Annotated in this window: 8 protein-coding genes; 6 read left to right on the top strand and 2 right to left on the bottom strand. The window is 70.5% G+C overall.

Translation table 11 applies throughout. The features are described from left to right. Positions 1 to 16 precede the first annotated feature (16 nt). The gene (locus ACZ5ID_RS21535; protein ID WP_468900248.1) at positions 17 to 1177 is read right to left on the bottom strand and encodes an acyltransferase family protein; all 1161 of its coding nucleotides are present in this window, start codon (positions 1175 to 1177) and stop codon (positions 17 to 19) included. 303 nt (positions 1178 to 1480) lie between these two features. On the opposite strand from ACZ5ID_RS21535, the gene mfd reads away from it, so the two are divergent. The 4 genes from mfd (at position 1481) to ACZ5ID_RS21515 (ending at position 18640) form a co-directional block, all read left to right on the top strand. Beyond that, positions 1481 to 5056, top strand: coding sequence for a transcription-repair coupling factor (mfd, locus tag ACZ5ID_RS21530; protein WP_468900245.1), 3576 nt, complete (start codon positions 1481 to 1483; stop codon positions 5054 to 5056). A gap of 225 nt (positions 5057 to 5281) precedes the next feature. Then, complete coding sequence (locus ACZ5ID_RS21525) at positions 5282 to 5965, top strand: HNH endonuclease family protein (protein ID WP_468900242.1); 684 nt, start codon at positions 5282 to 5284, stop codon at positions 5963 to 5965. Positions 5966 to 6269: 304 nt separating this feature from the next. Continuing rightward, positions 6270 to 17117, top strand: a complete 10848-nt coding sequence (locus ACZ5ID_RS21520) for a LamG-like jellyroll fold domain-containing protein (protein WP_468900239.1) — start codon at positions 6270 to 6272, stop codon at positions 17115 to 17117. Positions 17118 to 17767: 650 nt separating this feature from the next. Then, positions 17768 to 18640: a glycoside hydrolase domain-containing protein gene (locus tag ACZ5ID_RS21515; protein ID WP_468900236.1), complete on the top strand. Its 873-nt coding sequence runs from the start codon at positions 17768 to 17770 to the stop codon at positions 18638 to 18640. A 19-nt stretch (positions 18641 to 18659) separates the two neighbouring features. Here the strand turns inward: ACZ5ID_RS21515 and ACZ5ID_RS21510 are convergent, their stop codons facing one another. Next, positions 18660 to 21128 (bottom strand): YfhO family protein, encoded by a 2469-nt coding sequence (locus tag ACZ5ID_RS21510; protein ID WP_468900233.1) that lies wholly within the window; start codon positions 21126 to 21128, stop codon positions 18660 to 18662. Between the two features lie 182 nt (positions 21129 to 21310). Here ACZ5ID_RS21510 and ACZ5ID_RS21505 point away from each other — a divergent pair, with 182 nt between their 5' ends. Continuing rightward, entirely contained in the window at positions 21311 to 22333 is a 1023-nt protein-coding gene (locus tag ACZ5ID_RS21505) for a glycosyltransferase family 2 protein (protein ID WP_468900230.1), read from the top strand. Next, positions 22330 to 22764, top strand: a complete 435-nt coding sequence (locus ACZ5ID_RS21500; protein ID WP_468900227.1) for a GtrA family protein — start codon at positions 22330 to 22332, stop codon at positions 22762 to 22764. Before ACZ5ID_RS21505 ends, ACZ5ID_RS21500 begins: the two co-directional genes overlap by 4 nt. Positions 22765 to 22792: the final 28 nt, after the last annotated feature.

The raw sequence follows: 22792 nt of genomic DNA, 5'->3' as shown, positions 1-22792 counted from the left end.
GCCGCTTCACGTCATGTCAGAGCTTGACCAGGCCCCGCTTGAGGCGCCTGCCGAGGGGCCGCTCCACGTACCGGTGCACCAGCCAGGACACCAGCAGCATCAGCGCGATCACCCCGCTGACCAGCGGGACCGGCTTCACATGGGGGGCGAGCGCGCCGATGATCTCCCAGCCGATGTACTCGTGGAGGAGGTAGAGCGGATACGTCAGGGCGCCCGCGTACGGCAGCCAGCGCCACTGGATCCAGGAGAGCTTCCCGGTGGCGACCAGGCCCATCAGCCCGAAGCACGCCGCCATGACCACCATGACCGGCCAGTAGGGCACCGGGTGACTCAGGCGCTCCCTGGCGTGCTCCCAGGTGCTGTGGGTGGCGGGCAGCGACGCGGCGAGGCTGAACAGGACGATGCCGGTGAGCATCAGGTTCGGCCGGAACCGGTACATCAGATAGAAGGCGACACCCGCGATGAAGCACCAGCTGTTGTCCGGCATGACGATCATGCGGATGGTGCTGTCGTCGGACTGGTAGGCGAGCGCGCTGGCCACGGCCCAGGCGCAGCAGAAGAACAGGACGCGGCGGTAGGTCAGCCCGCGCCAGGCCACCACCGCGAAGAGCAGATAGAACCGCAGTTCGGCGAAGAGGGTCCAGTAGACGCTGTCGACGCTCTGGACGCCCATCGGCTCCTGGAACATCGTGAGATTGGTGACGACGTCCTCGACCGGGCGCGCGCCCAGGCCGCCGGGCACGGCCGCCACGACCACGGTGGTGGCGATGACCGCGAACCAGTACGCGGGGTAGAGCCGCACCACGCGCGAGACGAAGAACGACTGGAGCGGCTTGCCCCAGCTGCTCATACAGATCACGAAGCCGCTGATGAGGAAGAAGAGCTGGACGCCGAGCCAGCCGTAGGCGGCGACCGGATAAGTGACCGGAAATCTGGCGCGCGAGTCGGTTTCCGGCCATCGTCCGGTGAGCGCCATGTAGTGGAACATGACGACCGTCAGGGCCGCGAGGAGGCGCAGACCGTCGAGCGCGTAGATGCGGCTCGGGCGGCTCCCCTCGACGACGGAGCCGGTCCGCTGCGGGATGCCGGTGCTGGGGAGCGCCGGCTCGGGCTGAAGGAGCGCTGTCCGCGCCTGGTCGGGCATGTCGAGCGGGTTCCCCTCGGGCACTGATGTCATGGCGTCGGCGCCGCGACGCCGCCGTCTTGCCAGGCGTTCGGCACGTCCGCCGGAGCCTATGGGTTTCCACAAGATTTGCAAAGGCTCACCTTTCGCTCAGGAATACCGCCGAAGGAGTGAACCGGGCGGTGCGCGCCCCCCCGGCCCGCTTCCCGCACGGGTGTCACCCCGACAGCGGGGGCGGCGCGCAGTGCCTCGAGCCGGGGCGGGGGTCGGGCGACGGGCGGGCGTAGGCTGGGAACCCCCGGCCCGTACGACGTGTCGGGTGGTTCGCGTTGCCCTCTCCCGGGATGGAAGCCCCTCATGAGCCTGCACGGTCTGCTGGACGCGGTGGTACGGGACCCGGCGCTCGCCGAAGCGGTCAAGGCCGCCACCGACGGCCACCGGATGCATGTCGACCTCGTCGGCCCGCCCGCCGCGCGTCCCTTCGCGGTCGCCGCCCTGGCCCGCGAGAGCGGGCGCCCGGTGCTCGCGGTGACCGCGACCGGGCGCGAGGCGGAGGATCTGGCCGCGGCGCTGCGCTCCCTGCTGCCCGCGGACGAGGTGGCCGAGTTCCCGTCCTGGGAGACGCTGCCGCACGAGCGCCTCTCGCCCCGCAGCGACACGGTGGGCCGCCGGCTCGCCGTGCTGCGCCGCCTGGCGCACCCCCGGGAGGACGATCCGGCGGCGGGCCCGGTCAGCGTGGTGGTCGCGCCGATCCGTTCCGTTCTGCAACCGCAGGTCAAGGGACTGGGCGAGCTGGAGCCGGTGGCGCTGCGCACCGGGCAGTCGGCGGATCTGAACGAGATCGTGGCAGGCCTGGCCGCCGCCGCGTACTCGCGCGTGGAGCTGGTCGAGAAGCGCGGCGAGTTCGCGGTGCGGGGCGGCATCCTGGACGTGTTCCCGCCGACCGAGGAGCATCCGCTCCGGGTCGAGTTCTGGGGCGACGACGTCGAGGAGATCCGGTACTTCAAGATCGCCGACCAGCGGTCGCTGGAAGTCGCCGAGCACGGGCTCTGGGCGCCGCCCTGCCGCGAGCTGCTGCTCACCGACGAGGTGCGCCGCCGGGCCGCCGCCCTCGCCGAGCTCCACCCGGAGCTGGGCGAGCTGCTCGGCAAGATCGCCGAGGGCATCGCGGTCGAGGGCATGGAGTCCCTCGCGCCGGTCCTGGTCGACGAGATGGAGCTGCTGCTCGACGTGCTGCCCAAGGGCGCCATGGCGGTCGTCTGCGACCCGGAGCGGGTGCGCACCCGGGCGAGCGACCTGGTGGCGACCAGCCAGGAGTTCCTCCAGGCCTCCTGGGCGGCGACGGCCGGCGGCGGCGAGGCCCCGATCGACGTCGGCGCGGCCTCGCTGTGGGGCATCGCGGACGTCCGCGACCGGGCCCGCGAGCTCGGCATGATGTGGTGGACCGTCTCGCCCTTCGGCGCCGACGACACCGACCTGGACACGGCGGCCCCGGCCGATGACGCGGCGGGCACCCTCAAGCTCGGCATGCACGCGCCGGAGACCTACCGGGGCGACACCCAGCGGGCGCTCGCCGACACCAAGCAGTGGCTCGCGGACGGCTGGCGCGTGGTCTACGTCACCGAGGCGCACGGCCCGGCCGCCCGCACCGTGGAGGTCCTCGGCGGCGAGGGCATCGCCGCCCGCCTCGCCGTGCTGGACGCGAAGAAGGGGAGCCCGGCCGAGATCGCCCCCTCGGTGGTCCACGTCGCCTGCGGCGCCATCGACTACGGCTTCGTCGACCCGGCCCTGCGCCTCGCCGTGCTCACCGAGACGGATCTGACCGGGCAGCGCACGGTCAGCAAGGACCTGGGCCGGATGCCGGCCCGCCGCCGCAAGACCATCGACCCGCTCACCCTCGAAGTGGGCGACTACATCGTGCACGAGCAGCACGGCGTGGGCCGCTATCTGGAGATGGTCCAGCGGACCGTCCAGGGCGCCACCCGCGAGTACCTGCTCGTGGAGTACGCCCCCGCCAAGCGCGGCCAGCCCGGCGACCGGCTCTACATTCCCACCGACCAGCTGGAGCAGGTCACCAAGTACGTCGGCGGCGAGGCCCCGACCCTGCACCGGCTCGGCGGCGCCGACTGGACCAAGACCAAGCAGCGGGCGAAGAAGGCGGTCAAGGAGATCGCCGCCGACCTCATCAAGCTGTACTCGGCGCGGATGGCCGCCCCCGGCCACGCCTTCGGCCCCGACACCCCCTGGCAGCGCGAACTGGAGGACGCCTTCCCGTACGTGGAGACGCCCGACCAGCTCTCCACGATCGCCGAGGTCAAGGAGGACATGGAGAAGACGGTCCCGATGGACCGGCTGATCTGCGGCGACGTCGGCTACGGCAAGACGGAGATCGCGGTCCGCGCGGCCTTCAAGGCGGTCCAGGACGGCAAGCAGGTCGCGGTCCTGGTCCCCACCACGCTCCTGGTCCAGCAGCACTACGGCACCTTCTCCGAGCGGTACGGCCAGTTCCCGGTGAACGTGAAGGCGCTGAGCCGCTTCCAGAGCGACACCGAGGCGAAGGCGACCCTGGAGGGCCTCAGGGACGGCGCCGTCGACATCGTCATCGGCACCCACCGCCTCTTCTCCTCCGAGACCAAGTTCAAGGACCTCGGTCTGGTCATCGTCGACGAGGAGCAGCGCTTCGGCGTCGAGCACAAGGAGCAGCTGAAGAAGCTGCGGGCCAACGTGGACGTGCTGACCATGTCCGCCACCCCCATTCCCCGTACGTTGGAGATGGCGGTCACCGGCATCCGCGAGATGTCGACGATCACCACCCCGCCGGAGGAGCGCCACCCGGTGCTGACCTTCGTGGGGCCGTACGAGGAGAAGCAGATCGGCGCCGCGGTCCGGCGCGAACTGCTGCGCGAGGGCCAGGTCTTCTACATCCACAACCGGGTCGAGTCCATCGACCGGGCGGCGGCGCGGCTGCGCGAGATCGTGCCGGAGGCGCGCATCCGCACCGCGCACGGGCAGATGGGCGAGTCCGAGCTGGAGCAGGTCGTCGTGGACTTCTGGGAGAAGAAGTTCGACGTGCTCGTCTCGACCACGATCGTCGAGTCCGGTATCGACATCTCCAACGCCAACACCCTCATCGTCGAGCGCGGCGACAACTTCGGCCTCTCCCAGCTCCACCAGTTGCGCGGCCGGGTCGGCCGTGGCCGCGACCGCGGGTACGCCTACTTCCTCTACCCGCCGGAGAAGCCGCTCACCGAGACCGCCCACGAGCGCCTGGCGACCATCGCCCAGCACACCGAGATGGGCGCGGGCATGTACGTGGCGATGAAGGACCTGGAGATCCGCGGCGCGGGCAACCTGCTCGGCGGCGAGCAGTCCGGGCACATCGCGGGGGTCGGCTTCGACCTGTACGTACGGATGGTGGGCGAGGCCGTCGCGGACTACCGGGCGCAGCTGGAGGGCGGGGCGCAGGAGGAGGCTCCGCTGGAGGTCAAGATCGAGCTGCCGGTGGACGCGCACGTCCCGCACGACTACGCGCCGGGCGAGCGGCTGCGGCTCCAGGCCTACCGGGCGATCGCCGCGGCCAACTCCGAGGAGGACATCCGGGCCGTCCGCGAGGAGCTCACCGACCGGTACGGCAAGCTGCCCGAGCCGGTGGAGAACCTGCTGCTCGTGGCCGGGCTGCGGATGCTGGCGCGGGCCTGCGGGGTCGGCGAGATCGTGCTCCAGGGCGCCAACATCCGCTTCGCGCCGGTGGAGCTGCGCGAGTCCCAGGAGCTGCGTCTGAAGCGGCTCCATCCGCGTACGGTCATCAAGGCGCCCGCCCGGCAGATCCTGGTGCCGCGCCCGACGGCGGGCAGGATCGGCGGCAAGCCGGTGGTGGGCCGCGAACTGCTGGCGTGGACGGGCGAGTTCCTCACCACGATCCTGGGGTCGTGAGCGGGGCCGGACGGCCGTAGGGGGACATACGGGCGGCGCCGCCGGGCCGGTGGCGCCGCCCGTCCGTGAAGGGGGGCACGGGCGGGGTGCGGTCGGGCGCCGCCGTGCGCGGGCGTCCGGGCCGCCGGTGACTTTCCGCCTTCGAGCCCCTATGGCCGCCGGGTTGCCGGGTACAAGTCCCTAGGATTCCGGGGTTCCGCCAACTTCCTCAGAGGACGGCCCGTTGTGACGCGTACGTACCGAACCGCCCTGGGCGCCGCCGTGCTCTCGGCCGCGCTCGCCCTCGCCGGGTGCTCCACCGACGACAGCGGCACCAAGACCGCGAAGCCCGGCGCGCCCGCCGCGCGGGGCAGCGCCCTGGCCGCCGTGGACGGCCTCACCGTCAAGGGCCGTGCGCCCAAGACCGGGTACTCGCGGGACCAGTTCGGCCGCGGCTGGACCGACACCGACGCCAACGGCTGCGCCACCCGGGAGGACATCCTCAAACGGGACCTGCGGGACGTGAAGTTCAAGGACAAGTGCGATGTCGCCTCGGGGACCCTGACCAAGGACGTCTACACCGGCCGGACCATCCAGTTCGTCCGGGGCAGCAGCAAGGTCGACATCGACCATGTGGTGGCCCTCTCGGACGCCTGGCAGAAGGGCGCCCAGAGTTGGGACAAGAAGAAGCGGGTGGCCTTCGCCAACGACCCGCTGAACCTGCTGGCCGTCGACGCGAGCGCGAACCGCCGCAAGAGCGACGGCGACGCGGCGACCTGGCTGCCGACCTTCGCGGCGGGCCGCTGTACGTACGTGGCGGACCAGGTGGCCGTCAAGAAGAAGTACGGGGTGTGGGTGACGGACGCGGAGAAGCAGGCGATGAGGAAGGTCCTCGCCGAGTGCCCGCAGCAGAAGCTGCCCACGGGGTGAGGGGCGCCCGCTCCACCCGCGTCGGCGGCGCGGTGGGGCCCAGGTTCAACCGCGCTTGACCTTCGCCCCCCGTTACCCACTCCAGGCATGGGGCTGTCCTTCTTCTGGCAAAAGTACGGGAAAGGTCGAACCGGACAGACGGAACAACTCCTTCCGCATGGGCAATGGGTTGCCCATGCGGCTGCCAAGAAGGAGTCTGCTGACTGTCATTTAGGTGCTCTTTACGGACAAGATCGGCGCGTTTCTGTCTTCAGGGCCTTGTTGTGCCCTGTTCGCCCTGATCCCCTGTCTGAGGAGTCGCCTCGTGCGCCCGCGCCCGTTCCGCCGTTCCATACGGCGGCCCTCGCTCTACCGCCGCCGTCACAGACGTGTGGCACTGCTGCTGCTCACCAGCCTCGCGCTGATGCTGACCACCCAGCAGGCCATGGCCGACGACGCCCATCTGGGCCGGATATCGCTGCCCAGTCTGAGCTCCGTCACCGCCTGGTTCAAGGACCCGCACTGGGGTTCCCTCCCCAAGCAGCAGGGCGGCACCGCCGCCGGCCACGGCCACCACACCGACGCCGCCGCCACCAAGGCGAACAAGGGCAAGGGGCACAAGCCGGGCAAGGGCCACGGGGAGCTCGACGCGTACCACCCGTACGCGAAGGCCACCAAGGGCGGCAAGAGCCGCTCGGCGCAGGGCTTCAACTCCAAGACGAGCCGCCGCAATCCGGTCAAGTCCACCCGTACCGCCACCGTCTTCGACAACGCGGACGGCACCCTGACCCGGCAGCTCGCCATGACGCCGGTGAACTACAAGGACGACGAGGGCAGATGGCAGCCCATCGACGTCGACGTGCGAGCCGGACCGGACCAGCGCTGGCACGAGAAGGCGAACTCCCTCGACGTCGACTTCGCCGCCAAGGCCGCGGACTCCGCCCTCGCCTCCTTCGCCACCGACGGCTCGCACGCCCTCAGCTACGGCCTCCAGGGCGCGGCCCCCGTCACCGGCACCGCGCACGGCTCCCGCGTCACCTACGCCGGTGTGCTCCCCGGCACCGACCTGGAGCTCGCGCCCACCGCGACCGGGTTCAAGGAAGCGATCGTCCTGCACTCCGCGCAGGCCGGCAACGTCTGGACCTTCCCCCTGGACCTCAAGGGCCTGACCGCCCGCCAGGCCCGGGACGGCTCCATCGACCTGGTGGACACCGCCGGCAAGGCCGTCGAGCGCATCCCCTCCGCGTACGCCTACGACGCGAAGGTCGACCCGCGCTCCGGTGACCCGGCCACCACCCACTCCGTGACCTACCAGCTGGTCCGTCAGGGCGCGAAGACCGCTCTGAAGGTCACGCTGGACCCGCGCTGGCTGCACGACAGCGCCCGCGTCTTCCCGGTCACCGTCGACCCGACCGTCACGGACGGCTGGACCACCACCTACGCCGAGTCCGGCGCCCCCGGTGACCACTCCTCCGAGCAGACCGTCAAGGTCGGCTCCTACGACTCCGGCCCGCACTCGGCGACCGCCTACGTCAACCACTGGTACAACACCTGGGACGGCACCAAGGCCACGGTCACCTCGGCGACCCTGCACCTCTTCGACACCTGGGCCTCCACCTGCACCCCGGAGCGCTTCGACGTCGCCCTGGTCACCCAGGCCTGGAAGCCCGAGACGGTCACCGGCTACCCCGGCCCGTCCTACGGCTCCTCCATCGGCAACGCCACCCCGAGCGTGCCCAAGGCCTGCGCCAACACCGGCGCCGACCGGACCGTGGGCGACTGGGTGGACGTACCGCTGAGCACCAGCGCCCTCCAGGGCTGGTTCAACGGCACCACCGCCGACAACGGCCTCGCCGTCTACGCGGCCACCAACGACGGTCTGCACTGGAAGCAGTTCGGCTCGTTCAACGACCCGGCGCTCGGCCCGTACATGTCGGTCACCTACACCGGCAACGCGGCCCCGCAGATCTACCAGCAGTACCCGAACAACAACGCCGTCGCGAACACCACCACGCCCGAGCTGACCGCCTGGGCCGGTGACGACGTCACCACCACCCCCCAGTACGACTTCCAGGTCTACGACAACACCAACACCAAGATCGCCGACTCGGGCCTGATCGCCACCGGCGACTGGACGGTCCCGGCGGGCAAGCTCAAGTGGGGCCAGACCTACTACTGGACGGTCCAGGGCTACGACGGCTCGCTCTACACCCCGGCCGCCGACTGGTACGCGCTCCAGATCCAGGTGCCCCAGCCGGTGATCACCTCGGGCCTGTCGCAGAACAGCGGTGACCACGGCTTCGACGCCTCCAGCGGCAACTACACCACCACCGACACCGACGCCTCGATCTCGACCGTCGGCCCCAGCCTCGACGTGGTGCGCGACTACAACTCCCGCGACCCGCGCTGGACCGGCTCCTTCGGCGCCGGCTGGTCGGCGATCTTCGACACCCGCGCCACCGAGCAGTACAACACCGCGGGCTCCGTCACCGGCGCGGTCGTCTCCTACCCCAACGGCTCGCAGGTCGGGTACGGCAAGAACGGCGACGGCACCTTCTCCTCCGGCTCCGGGCGCTACTCCACCTTCAAGTCGGTCACCGGCGGCTACTCGCTGACCGACAAGGACGACACCGTCTACACCTTCACCCAGGCGCTCGGCTCCGGCGGCTACGGCATCACCTCGGTGACCGACGCCAACGGCCGCGCCCTGACCTTCACCTGGTCCGGCGGCCACGTCACCAAGATGACCTCGGCCGTCTCCGGGCGCGCCCTGAACGTCACCTGGTCGACGCCGGCCGGCGCCACCGCGGCCCATGTGGCGACCGTGGTCACCGACCCGGTCGTGGCCGGCACCCCGTCCACCGCGCTGACCTGGACCTACGGCTACACCGGCGACCAGCTCGTCTCGGTCTGCCCGCCGTCCACCACCACCGCCTGCACCAAGTACACCTACACCGCGGGCTCGCAGTACCAGAACGCGTCGCTCGACCTCGACCCGCGCGCCATGTGGCCGCTCGGCGAGGCCTCGGGCACCGTCGCCAAGGACGCGGTCCTCGGCAACGAGCACACCCTCGACGCCACGTACAAGAACGTCACGCTCGGCCAGGCGGGCCCGCCGAACGGTGGCACCGCCGCCGGCTTCAACGGCACCACCTCCGCCGTGGCGCTGCCCAACGACACCGGCAACAACACCGACTCGGGCGCCCTGTCGCTCTGGTTCAAGACCTCGGCGGGTCCCGGCGTCCTGTACTCGTACGCCTCGCAGCCCATCGACGCGGGCAACGCGGCGGGCTACTACACCCCGTCGATCTACGTCGGCAGCGACGGCAAGCTGAACGCCGAGTTCTGGTACAGCGGCGGCATCGCCCCGCTCACCACCTCCGCCTCGGTCACCGACGGCAAGTGGCACCACGTGGTGCTCTCGGCCGCCGGCAACTCCCAGTCGCTCTTCCTCGACAACGCCAAGGTCGGCTCGCTCTCGGGCACCGTCTCCATCAAGAGCGGCACCGCCTTCGGCAAGAACCAGCCGTTCAACTACCTCGGCACCGGCTTCCTCGGCGGCAACTGGCCCGACCAGCCGCACCAGAGCAGCACCAGCAAGACCGGCTACGCCACCTACTTCAACGGCTCCATCGCGGGCGCCGCGTGGTACGACCGCCCGCTGGTCGCCGCCGACGTCAGCGCGCTCTACAACTACGGCACGCACGCCTCCAGCCTGCTGTCGTCCGTCACCCGCCCGTCCGGCAAGACGTACGCGGCGATGACCTACGACCCGGGCACCGCGGCGCTCACCCAGCTCACCGACGAGAACGGCGGCGTCTGGAAGATCGGCGCGCCCACGGTCACCGGCTCCAGCCAGACCTACCGGGGCGCGGTCCTCGGCGGCGCCCCCGCGACCTACTTCCGCCTCGGTGAGGCGGCGGGCGCGTCCGCCGCGGTCGACGAGACGCGCGGCGGCGACGGCACGTACAGCAATGTGACGCTCGGGGCCGCGGGGCCCTTCGGCGACCAGAAGACGGCCGCCTTCAACGGCACCAGCTCCTTCGTGAAGGTGCCGGACGTCCTGACGGGCAGCACCTCCGCCTCCGCCGAGCTGTGGTTCTCCACCACGCACGGCGGCGCGATCCTGATGAACGCGCAGAGCGCGCCGATCGGCGGCACGGTCAGCTCGACCACCCCGCAGCTGTGGATCGGCACCGACAACAAGCTCTACGGCGGCTTCTACACCACCTCCGGCTCCGTGCAGATGGGCACCACCGGCACGGTGACCGACGGCAAGTGGCACCATGTGCTGCTCTCCGCCACCGGCAGCGGCCAGACGCTGTACCTGGACGGCAGCCAGGCCGCCACCAGGACCGGCACGGCGGCCCTGACCACCGGCGGGCGCACCACCGACTACATCGGCGCGGCCACCACCGGCTCCGGCTGGGCCGGTCTGCCCTACCCGGCGACCGTGTACTTCAACGGCTCGCTGGCGGAGGTCGCCACCTACCGTACGGCGCTGACCGCCCAGGACGCCGCGGCGCACTTCCAGGCCGCGAAGAACTCCACGGGCCTGCTGCCGGTCTCCACGGTGAAGGTCACCTCCCCGGCGAACGCCACCCTGACGTACCAGTACGACGTCACCCACAACAACCGGACGCTGACCGAGACCGACGGCCTCGGCAACACCACCAGCTTCGGCTACGACACGGGAGGCTTCGAGCACACCGTCACCAACCCCAACGGGGCGATGACGGTCACCGGCCACGACGTCCGCGGCAACACGGTCTCCACGACCTCCTGCCAGAACCAGGCGGCCAACGCCTGTTCCACGGAGTACTTCAGCTACTTCCCGGACGACACCACCGCGCAGCTCACCACCGCCGACCCGCGCAACGACATCCTGCTCACCCGGCGCGACGGCCGTTCGGCCTCCGAGACGGACAACACCTATCTGACGTCCTTCGGCTACGACAGCGCGGGCAACCAGACCACCATCACCGGTCCGGCCGTGGCCGGGTTCCCCAACGGGCGCACCACCACGACCGTCTTCAGCGACGGCACCGCCACCTACCCGGCGGCCGACGGCGGCAGCGTCCCCAAGGGCCTGCCGGTGAAGACCATCAGCCCCGGCGGGGCGGTCAACTCCGTCTCGTACTTCAAGAGCGGTGACGTGGCCTCGACCACGGACGCCGGCGGTCTGGTCACCTCGTACACCTATGACGGTGTCGGCCAGGTCCTCAGCAAGAAGGTCGTCTCCGACACCTACCCGGCCGGGCTCACCACGACGTACACGTACGACGCGGACGGCCAGGTCGTGCAGGAGAAGGACCCGCAGCTCACCGACCGGGTCACCGGCGCGGTCCACGCGGCGGTCTCCACCACCGTCTTCGACGTCGACGGCAACATCACCTCGCAGTCGGTGGCGGACGGCAGCGGCGGCGACTACACCCGCACCGAGACGCAGACGTACGACGCGTACGACCACGTCGCCACCAAGAAGGACGCGAACGCGAGCGCGGGCGCGGCCAACGGCAACACGGTCACCTACACCTACGACAGCCAGGGCAACAAGACCAAGGAGGTCTCCTCCTCCGGGACCGAGATCCGCTACACCTACGACGACAACGGCCAGCTGCTGACCCAGGGCGTCATGTACGCCGGCGACCCGGTGAACCCGCAGTCGCCGTCGCTGCTGACCGAGTCCTCCCGGGCCTACGACCCCTCGGGCCGTCTCGCGTCGGTCACCGACGCCATGGGCTCGACGACCTCGTACACCTACACCGACAACGGTCTGACGTCGACGGTCACCAAGAAGAGCGCCGACGGCACCAGCTCGACCGTCCTGGAGTCCAACTCCTACGACGCGGCCGGCAACCTGCTCTCCAGCACCACCGACAACGGCGAGACCGTCACCACCCACACGGTCGACGCGGCCTCCCGTGCCACCTCCACCACCGTCGACCCGGGCGGGGTCGCCCGGGTGACCAGCGTGTCGTACACGCCGGACGACGAGATCGCCACCGAGAACGACCACGACTCCTCGGGCTGGGACCGGACGGTCACCAACGCGTACGACCCGATGGGCAACAAGATCGCCGAGACGCTCTACGGTGACGCCGCCGGGCACCCGAGCGGCTGGTGGAAGCTCGACCAGACCTCCGGCTCGACCGTCACCGACGCCTCCGGCTCCGGCAACACCGCCGCCGCCACCGGCGTGACCTGGAACGACTCCTCGGCCACCTTCGCGGGCACCGCGGGCCAGCAGATCGCCACCAACGGCCCGGTGCTCGACACCGCCGCCTCCTACACGGTCTCCGCGTGGGTGAACATGGCGTCCCTGCCGACCCACAACGCCACCGTCGTGGCCCAGGCCGGCACCACCAACAGCGCGTTCATGCTCCAGTACAACTACGCCCACACCGGTGCGCCGCTGTGGTCCATGGAGCAGACCAGCTCGGACGCGGCGTCGCCCACCTTCCCGGCCGCCTACTCCACGGCGAAGCCCGTCGCGGGCGCCTGGACGCACGTGGTGGGTGTGTACAACGCCACCAACGGCGCGGTGCAGGTGTACGTCAACGGCACGCTGTCGGGCAGCGCCACCAACAGCGCTCCCTGGAGCGCGCACGGTCCGCTGATGATCGGCGCCGCCAAGTACGGCGGCTCCGTGGTCGACGCGCTGCCCGGCGGGGTGGCGAACGTGCAGGTCTACCAGCGCGCGTTCACCTCGACCGACGTCACCTCGCTCTACGGCAAGGGGCGCGCCGGCGGTACGGCCGCCTCCTCGGACGAGCAGAAGACCACGTACACGTACGACAAGCGCGGTCTGCGCACGTCCATGACGGACGCCAACCAGAACACCACCACCTATGCCTACGACGAGGCCGGGAACCTGGCGGTCACCACCGCCCCGGCCGTCCAGGCGGAGAGCGACGGCACCAACCCGCTGACCGTACGGCCCGTCACCACCAGCGGCTTCAACACCTTCGGTGAGGCCGTCGAGGAGCAGGGCCCCAACGGCGACGTGACCACCACGGCCTACGACGCCAACGGCAACAAGGTCTCCCAGACCCTGCCGCAGTACACCCCGGCCGACGGTTCCGCGTCGGTCACCGCGCCCGCCACCTGGACCTACGACAGCGAGGGCAACCAGACGTCGTCGACCACCCCGGGCGGACGCACCACCGGCTACCTCTACGACCAGCTCGGCCGGGTCGCCCAGGTGACCAGGCCCGACGGCGCCACCGTGCACACCACGTACGACAACGCCGGCGAGCCGCTCTCGGTGACCGACGGCACCGGGGCCACCACCCAGGCGACCTATGACTACCTGGGCCGTCAGCTCACCTCCACCACGATGGAGCGGTTCCCGTCCACCCGGACGCTGACCAGCACCAACTCCTACGCGGTGACCTCGGGCAACCCCTACGGCACGCACCTGTCGTCCACCACGACGCCGGGCGGGGTGACCACCTCGTACGGCTACGACCGGGCGGGCGAGACCACGTCCGTCACGGACGCGGCGGGCAACACCACCCGGTACACCTACGACTTCCAGGGCAACCCCCAGAAGACGATCCTGCCGGACAACACCTGGACCCAGACCGACTACAACGCGGCCGGTCAGGCGACGTACAACAAGCAGTACGACGCCTCGGACACGCTGCTCGCCCAGTCCTCCATCGGCTACGACGCGGTGGGCAACGCGGTCACCACGACCGACGCCCTCGGCCACACCTCCCGCTTCACCTACGACGCGGCGGGCACGGTCACCCAGGAGATCCAGCCGGTCTCCGCCACCGAGTCCATCACCACCAGCTTCGGCTACGACCAGGCGGGCCACCGCACCCGGTTCACCGACGGGCGGGGCAACTCCTGGCGCTACACCTACACCCCGTGGGGCCAGCAGGAGAAGGTGATCGAGCCGTCCACCGCGCAGTACACCTCGGCGGCGGACACCACCACCACCTTCAGCTATGACGCCGACGGCCGGATGGTGAAGGCGGTCAAGCCCGGTGGTACCTCGACGTCCCTGACGTACGACAAGAACGACCAGGTCCTGACCATGGACGGCCAGGGCGCGGACGCGGCGACCGCCACCCGCTCCTTCAGCTACGACAAGGCGGGCCGGGTCTCCTCGGCCGACACCGCCGAGGCGGGCATCACCGGCAACGCCGACCACCAGTCGGCCACCCACGAGGCGTTCGGCTACGACGACCGCGGCGACCTGCTCTCCGCGTCCGGCTCGGCCGGCTCCTCCAGCTTCACCTACAACGCCGACTCGGCGCCGCTGACCCGCACCGACGCGGCCGGCACGACGACGTACGGCTACGACACCGCCGGCCGGCTGTCCACCCTGGACGACGCGGCGACGAACAACCGGCTGACGTACTCCTACGGCAAGCTCAACGAGCTCACCCAGATCAAGTACGGCGCCACCGGCCAGACCCGCACCTTCACCTACGACACCTCCCACCGCCTGACCGGCGACACCCTGATGCAGGGCGCCACCGGCCTCGCCTCCCTCGGGTACGGCTACGACAAGAACGGCAACCTGACGTCGAAGACGACGACCGGGGTGCCGGGCGCGGCGAGCCACACCTACACCTACGACTGGGCCAACCGCCTCACCTCGTGGAACAACGGCTCCACGACGACCAACTACGGCTACGACGCCTCCGGCAACCGCACCCGGGTCGGCGCGGACGTCTACACCTACGACGCCCGCGACCAGCTCACCAGTGACGGCAACCACAGCTACACCTACTCCGCGCGCGGCACGATGACCCAGCAGGCCGGGTCGGACGGCTCCGTCGCCTTCACCACCGACGCGTTCGGCGCCCAGATCACCGCGGGCACCCACGCGTACAACCTGGACGCGGCCGGGCGGAACATCACCGACACCGACACCGCGACCCAGGGCAGCCGCACCTTCCAGTACTCGGGCGCGAGCAACACCATCGCCTCCGACGGCAACTACACCTACACCTACGACCCGTCGGGCTCGCTGGTCGGCGTCGGCAACGGCTCCTCCGGCAGCGCGCTGGCCCTCACCGACCAGCACGACGACGTCATCGGCACCTTCACGGCCGGCGCGAGCGCGCTGTCCGGCTCGGCGGGTTACGACCCGCTGGGCAAGGCGGTCGGCACCAACACCGTCCTGGGCCACCTGGGCTTCCAGTCCGGCTGGACCGAGCCCGGCTCGGGTGATGTGGGCACGGCCTCACGCTGGTACAACCCGGCGACCGGCCAGTTCCGCAACAAGGACTCCATCTCGCTGAACCCGGTCCCGAACTCGGTGTCCGCGAACCCGTTCGCGTACGTCAACGACAACCCGCTCGCGGGCACGGACCAGTCCGGCAACTGCTCCTGGTACGACGTGGTCTGCGGCGCCAAGAAGGTGGTCCACAAGGCCGCCGCGGTGGTGCACCAGGTCGCGGCGCCGATCTACCACGCCGCCGTCCAGGTGGTGCACGAGGTCGTCCAGGTCGCCAAGCACGTGGCGAAGAAGGTCGTCCACCGGGTCCGTGACGTCTACCGCGCCACGGTGCGGGTGGTGCGCCGCGTCTACCACTACGCGGTACGGAAGGTGAGGCGCGTCTATCACGCGGCGGTGCATGCGGTGCACACCGCGTACCACAAGGTCACCAAGACGGTGAAGCGCGTGGTCCACGCCGCGAAGAAGGTGGCCAAGGCAGCGGTCCACACGGTCGCCAAGGCGGCCCGTACGGCCTACCACGCCACCGTGCAGGCGGCGAAGACCACGGCCACGTTCGTGAAGCACCACGCCGCGGCGATCACCTCGTTCGTGGTCTCCACGGCCGTGTTCATGGGCTGCGAGGCGGTCACCGCGGGCGTCGGCTCCATCGGCTGCGCGGCGGTCGCCGGAGCGGTCGGTTCCCTGGTCACCCAGGGCTTCGCCTGCGCCCAGAAGGGCGGCGACGAATGCAGCGTCGGCGCGTTCGCGGGCTCGGCGATCGAGGGCGCGGCGTCCGGCGCGCTGGGCGGAGTCCTCGGCAAGATCGGCGGCTCCCTGCTGGCGAAGGCGGCCCCCAAGGCGATGAAGGCCGTGGGCGGTCTGTTCGGCAAGGGCGCGGCTGCGGAGGAGACGGCGGCGAAGGATGCCACCGAGGCGGCTGCGGCCCGTGGTCAGGCCGAAGGGGCCGGCGGGCGCAGCGAGATGGGCGGTGGCTGCAAGGTCGGCGTTCCGCACAGCTTCACCGGCAACACCAAGGTGCTGATGGCCAATGGTTCGACCAAGGCCATCGACAAGGTGAAGGTCGGCGACACGATCGCCAACGCCGTCCCGGGAACCTCGGGTACGGAGTCGCACAAGGTCACGGCGGTGATCGTCACCAAGACGGACCGCGACTTCGTGGACGTCACGATCAAGGCGACGAAGCGCGGCGCGAAGGTCAAGAAGGCGGTCCGCAGGGCGGCGCTGGGCCTCGCGGCCTCGGCGGCGGTCCTGGGCGCGCTGACGGCGACCCCGCAGAAGGCGCAGGCGGCGGAGGTGACCGCCAAGGGCGACCACCTCACCACCACGTTCCACCACCCGTTCTACGACGCCACGCAGTCGGCGTTCGTGGAGGCGAAGGACCTCCACGAGGGCGACGTCCTCCAGACCCCGACCGGCACGGCCGAGGTCACGGGCGTCCGCCTGTTCCACGCGAACACGGTCACGTACGACCTGACGATCGGCGACCTCCACACGTACTTCGTGGAGGCCGGCGAGACTCCGGTCCTGGTTCACAACAACAATTGCCCGACCGTTTCCTCGCAGGATATAAAGGGCCTGCTTGGCAGGGCGGGTTCCCTCCACGATGCATACGGCAAGGAAAACGCCACCGTCGCCGTGGCCCGGGTCTGGAATCGGGAAACGCAAGAGACCGAGGAGTGGGTGGCGACTCATCTGCCCGACATGCCTGCCGCGATCAAGAACAATCTGAACGGCGCGCGGTACATATTCGGCGACGGGCACGCCGAGGCCACGATCGTGGGTGCGCTTAAGGAAGGCACACATGACCTTCTCGGTATTGCCTCGAAGACACGCATGTGTCCCAGTTGTTTCGAAACAGTCAAGGGTGTCCCTGGAATGGTGCAGACCAAGGTCGGCCAGACGGTCGAGGAGTTGCCCAAATACACGGAATGGCGTACCGCAGTCAACATGCGTTTCTGGGACGGAACGTGAGCTACCCCATCCGACTCCGAAGGCTGCCCCTGCGTGCTGGCAGGATCTTCCTGCCAGTGACGCCTGTGGCAGGTTGGCCCGAGCGACTGTGTGAAAGGACTCGACTGTGACCTGTGATGTATGCGGACACCAGATGCGACAGCTTCCGGCGGGGCCCGGCCCTCAGCAGAAAGAGAAGTGGTTGTGCTCTTGGTGCTATGCGGTGACGATCTTCGGGCCCGGCCCGCAGGAGGAGTCGAGGCCGCCCTATCTGCCCGTCGACCTGCGTTGGGAGAAGGCGACCGTCGAGGGACTGGACGCTGACATCTCCCATGCGTACGGATACTTCGGCACGACCCTCTGTGGCCTTCAGCGGGACGACGTGACTCCCTCGCCATACCCCTGGACTCCGGCATGGGCGAATGCGTGTCAGGCTTGCAAGGAAGCCGCTGCCGTCATCGACCAACGCTGGCCGGTGGAAAAGCGGGAGGAGAACCGAGCGCAAAGCGCACCTGCGGACGGTTCGGATTGGGCGCCCTTCTAGGGTGCTCCGGACCTCCCCGTCCCGGACGCTGAACCGGAGGCAGTAGCCTCCTGATGCCCGGGCCCCAGCCGGAACTTCCGGCACGGGCCCGGGCATTGCCGTATCCAAGACAGGAACCGGGGATCCGTTGTCCAAGCACCGCACCACCAAAAAACACCGCACCATAGCCATGACCCTCGGCGGCGCCGTCCTCCTCGTGGGTGGTGCGCTCACCGCTGAGGCTGCCTCCGGGAGCGGCAGCGGGAGCGCCGCCACCGGCGGCAGCCCCGCCCGCCCCGTCTCGCTCTCCCGGCCCGCCACCTTCACCGGCCGCGCCTTCGACACCTGCACCGCCCCCACCCTCGCCCAGATGAAGGCGTGGAAGACCGCCTCCCCGTACGGCGGCGCCGCCGTCTACATCGGGGGCAAGAACCGCGGGTGCGCCCAGCCCCAGCTCACCCCGGACTGGGTGAAGGCGGTCAGCGCCGTCGGGTGGAAGCTCATCCCCCTGTACGTCGGCGCCCAGCCGCCCTGCAAGTCCGGCAGCAACCCGGAGAAGATGACCGCCTCCACCGCCGCCTCCCTGGGGGCCACGGACGGCGCCGACGCCGGGGCCAAGGCCAACGCCCTCGGGATGCGGCTCGGCAGCCCGGTCTACCTCGACATGGAGGGCTTCGACACCACGAACACCTCCTGCAAGGACACCGTGCTCGCCTACACCCGCGCCTGGAACAAGGCCACCCACGCCAAGGGCTACCGCACCGGCTTCTACGGCTTCGCCTCCTCCAGCGCCGTCGCCGTCGCCGCCTCGACGCCCGGCACCGACATGCCGGACGCCATCTGGTACGCGGCCTACGACGACGTGGAGTCGACCACCACGGGCTACCCCTTCGGGACCAAGTGGGCGGGCCACCGCCGGGGCCACCAGTACGCCATCAACAAGAAGGAGACGTACGGCGGCGTCACCCTCACGATCGACCGGGACGCCTGGGACGCCCCGGTCGCCGTCGTGGCGAAGTAGGACGTACACCCGCGGCGGGTCAGGGGCGCACCGGCGCCCCGGCCCGCCGTTTGCGTACCGCCGCCCACACCCCCGTACCGGCCAGTCCCACCAGACCCGCCACCCCCACCGCCGAACCCGCCTTCAGGCCCGGCGGACGGAAGGTGCAGGAGACGGCCGCGGGGGACCCCGACCCCCTCAACTCCACCGACACCAGGCCCAGATACGACCCCGCCGGCCCGGCCCCCGCCCCGTTCACCGCGCACCTCCACCCCGCGATGCGCGGCATCGCGAACACCGCCGTCCCCTTCGCCCCGGCGGGCAGCACCGCCCGTACCCCGCTGTCGGTGACCTCGACCTCGCTCGCCCCCGTCGTCCGCAACCGCTCCACCGCCGCCGTCAGCGCACCCCGGTCCAGACAGCCCAGCTGCGCCTTCTTGTACGCGGGGCGCAGCTCCACCCGCGACGACGGGCCCGCCGAAACGCCCAGCGGCGCCAGCGCCGCCCGCCGCTTCGGGGCGCCGCCCCGGAACTCGGTCCACTTCCCGGCCGTGCCCAGCCGCGCCCACCCCGTGTACTCCGGCGCCCACAGGAACGCCTCCTGCCCGGCCGCACACCCCTCGGCGACCGTACGCGGCAGCGTGTACACCCGCGCCCCGAGCAGCGACTCCTGGTTCCGGAAGGGCGAGGCGCCGTATGCCGGGCTCCCGCCGCCCCGCACCGTCACCAGCGGCGGCACCGGGGTGCGGGTGACCGTCGTGGCGCCGCTCTTGTCCGCGCGCACCCGCGCCCCCACCGCGAACACCGCGTCCGTCACCGGGTTGTCCAGGCTCTGCACGGACCGGCCGCGTGAGGTCCAGCCGCCGCCCAGCGCCGTCATGGTCCTGGTCAGGCCGTCCGGCGTCAGACTGCTGTAGTAGGACGCGCCCTCACCGCCGACCAGCAGCGGATCGTTGCCCGTCAGCTGGCGGCGGCCCGGTTCGGTGCGGTACGCGGGCCAGCCGTCCGCCGCGGACACCGCCTCCTCGCGCGCGTCGTGCGCCGCGCCCCACGCCGGGTAGCTGTCGAGCCGGTGCAGCCGCTCCCGGTCGCCGTACGCCACCGTCACCGCCGCCTGCGCGGTCTGCGCCCCGGCCAGGAGCGCCACCGCCGCCAGCGCGAACGCCCGCCGCCCCCGCGTCCGGCGGGCGATCACCAGCGCGCCGAGCACCGCCGCGAGCCCACCGGCGTACAAGGGATAGGACCAGGGCGAGACCAGTTCGCTGAAGGCCGCTCCGACGCCGATCACTGCGAGCACCCCGCCGCCGCCGAGCAGCGCGCGCCGGTCCGGCAGGCCGTCCGCCACGCAGATCCAGGCGGCGATGACCAGGATGCCGCTCAGGACGAACGTCTGGCGGTACGGGCTGCCGTTGGGCGTCTGGAAGGCGTGCCAGGCCAGATGCGTCGGCTTCCACTGGAAGGAGAGCGCGACGAGGAGGGCGAGGCCCGTCCACGCGTACCGCTCGCGGTCCGGCACCAAGCGGTTGAACGCCAGCGCGCCCGCGAGCAGCAGTGCCCCCGTGCCCAGGAACAGCGCCGGGCTGGAGAAGCTGTACGTCGCCGGGAGCCAGCGCGCCAGGAAGTCGCTCCAGGGGACCGGTTCGAACTCCTTGCTCCAGCCCGGATACGCGTGCTTGGTCCCGAGGAAGACCGTGAAGAGGACGGGGGCGGACAGTGCGATGCCCAGCGCCGTCGTCCACCCCGCGCGGGCCAGCGCCCACACCCGGACCCGTGCCCCCGTCCCCTCGGGCGTCTCCTCCAGGAACAACCGCAGCAGCAGCACCAGGGCCGCCCCGATCGTCGCCATGTACGCGGTGTAGAAGTTCGCCGTCCAGGCCAGCGCCACCACCACCGGGCCGGCCAGCGGGCGCGTCCGCTTCCGGGCCCACTCGCCCACCAGGCAGAGCAGGGGGAACGCGATCAGACCGTCCAGCCACATGGTGTTGTAGGTCGCCTCGATCACCGACCAGCCGCACAGCGCGTACGCCGCCCCCAGCACCCCGGCCATCCAGCGCCGGCCGACGCCCGGGCGCAGGGCGAGCAGCAGGACGGTCATGGCGACGGCCGCCGCGGCCATCTTCAGGACCGTGATCACATACACCGCGAGGTCGATCCGGTCGCGCGGGAACACCCCGACCAGCAGCGCGAACGGGCTGCCCAGATACGTACCGATGTCGGGCAGGAACGACGTGCCGTACCCGGACTGCCAGTTGACCAGCGCGCCGCCGTGGGCGCGGCCGTGCAGCAGGTCCCACAGATGGGCGTGGAACGGGACGAACTGGTTGCCCAGGTCGTTGACGCCGCGGGTGTGCCGCCCGAAGGGGAAGGTCCGGGCGACGGCGTCGGCCGCGCACACCGCGACCACGGTGAGCAGCGCGGCGAGGGCGGACGCCCGTGCGCGCGGGCGTCCGGATCCGGCGGGCGCGGCCGGGGCGGCGGGGGGAAGCCGGACGGCTTCGAGAGTCGGCATAAGGAGATCCTCTGCTGTTCGCTGCCGTCGAATATGCCGGACCGGTGCGGGTAAATCAGCGCCCCGGGGGCTCAGTTCACGTAATCGACGCCCCGCCGTCATTCGGTGAATCCGCCCCGGACGTCTGACCCGGTTGTTCTTCGTTGACTGCCCACACGACTCCGTATCGACGGGGGAGAACCGTGCTCATCTCGATTGTCGTGCCCTGCTTCAACGAAGAGGAGATCATCGGCCGCTTCCATGACCAGGTGACCAGGGAAATCTCCCGGCTCGACGCGGAATTCGAACTCCTCTATGTGGACGACGGCAGCAAGGACCGTACGTTCGCGCTGCTCCAGGAGTTGGCCGCCCGCGATCCCCGCGCCCGTTATGTCTCCTTCAGCCGGAACTTCGGCAAGGAGGCGGCGATGCTCGCCGGGCTGCGGCACGCCGCCGGGGACGCCGTAGTGATCATGGACGCCGACCTCCAGCACCCCCCGGAGCTGATCGGCCGGATGCTCGACCTGCACGCCCAGGGCCACGACCAGGTGATCGCCCAGCGCACCCGCAAGGGCGACCGCGTGACCCGTACGCTCACCGCGCGCCTGTACTACCGCCTGATCAACCGCCTGGTCGATGTGGAACTGGTCGACGGCGTGGGAGACTTCCGCATGCTCTCGCGCAGGACGGTCGACGCGGTGCTCGAACTCACCGAGTACAACCGCTTCTCCAAGGGGCTCTTCGCCTGGGTCGGATTCCGCACCACGACGTTCAGTTACGAGAATGCGGTACGGGAACAGGGGCGCTCCGCGTGGACGTTCGGAAAGCTCCTGAACTACGGCCTGGACGGGATGATCTCGTTCAACAACAAGCCGCTGCGGGCGGCCGTCTATCTCGGCATGCTGCTGCTCGGGATCGCCACGGCGTATTCCGCGTGGATCGTCGGTGTCGCCATGGTGAACGGCGTGGACACCCCCGGATATGTGACCCTGCTCGTCGTCGTCACCGCGCTCGCGGGCGTGCAGATGGTGATGGTGGGCGTGGTCGGTGAATACGTGGGCCGTATCTATTACGAGGTCAAGCGCCGTCCGCACTTCCTGGTGCAGGCGACGAATGTGACGACCGGGGCGGACGTGACGACGGGGACGGACGGGACGACCGGGGCGCCGGCTGCGGACGGGCGGCTGCCGCACCCGCGTCCCGGCCGGGAGTTCGCCCGCCGATGAGCCCGGGAACCGCCGCCCAGATCGTCCGGTTCGCCCTGGTGGGGGCGGTCAACACCGGCACCTACTACGGCCTGTACCTGCTCTTCCTGCCGCGGGTGCCGTACGTGGCCGCCCATGTCATGGCGTTCCTGCTCGCCATGGTGGGCTCCTTCTTCCTCACCTCGTACTTCACCTACCGCACCCGGCCCACCTGGCGGAAGTTCCTGCTCTTCCCGCTCACCAACGCGGCGAACTTCGTCATCACCACGGCCGGGATGTACGTGCTGGTGGACCTGCTCGGCCTCAGCAGCACCTGGGCCCCGCTGATCGCCGCGGCGACGGCGATCCCGGTCACCTTCGTCCTCTCCCGGACGATCATGCTGAGCCCCGAGACTCGCGCGGCGCCCGAATCGTTGGACGAATCAGTGGCCCGCGCCACTGAGACTGCCTAACATCGATCACCGCAAGGTCATAGGTCAT

The sequence above is a fragment of the Streptomyces sp. NPDC031670 genome (genome assembly GCF_055580545.1).
Note: the sequence above shows the minus strand (reverse complement) of the source record. Positions and strands in the feature narration are given on the sequence as shown.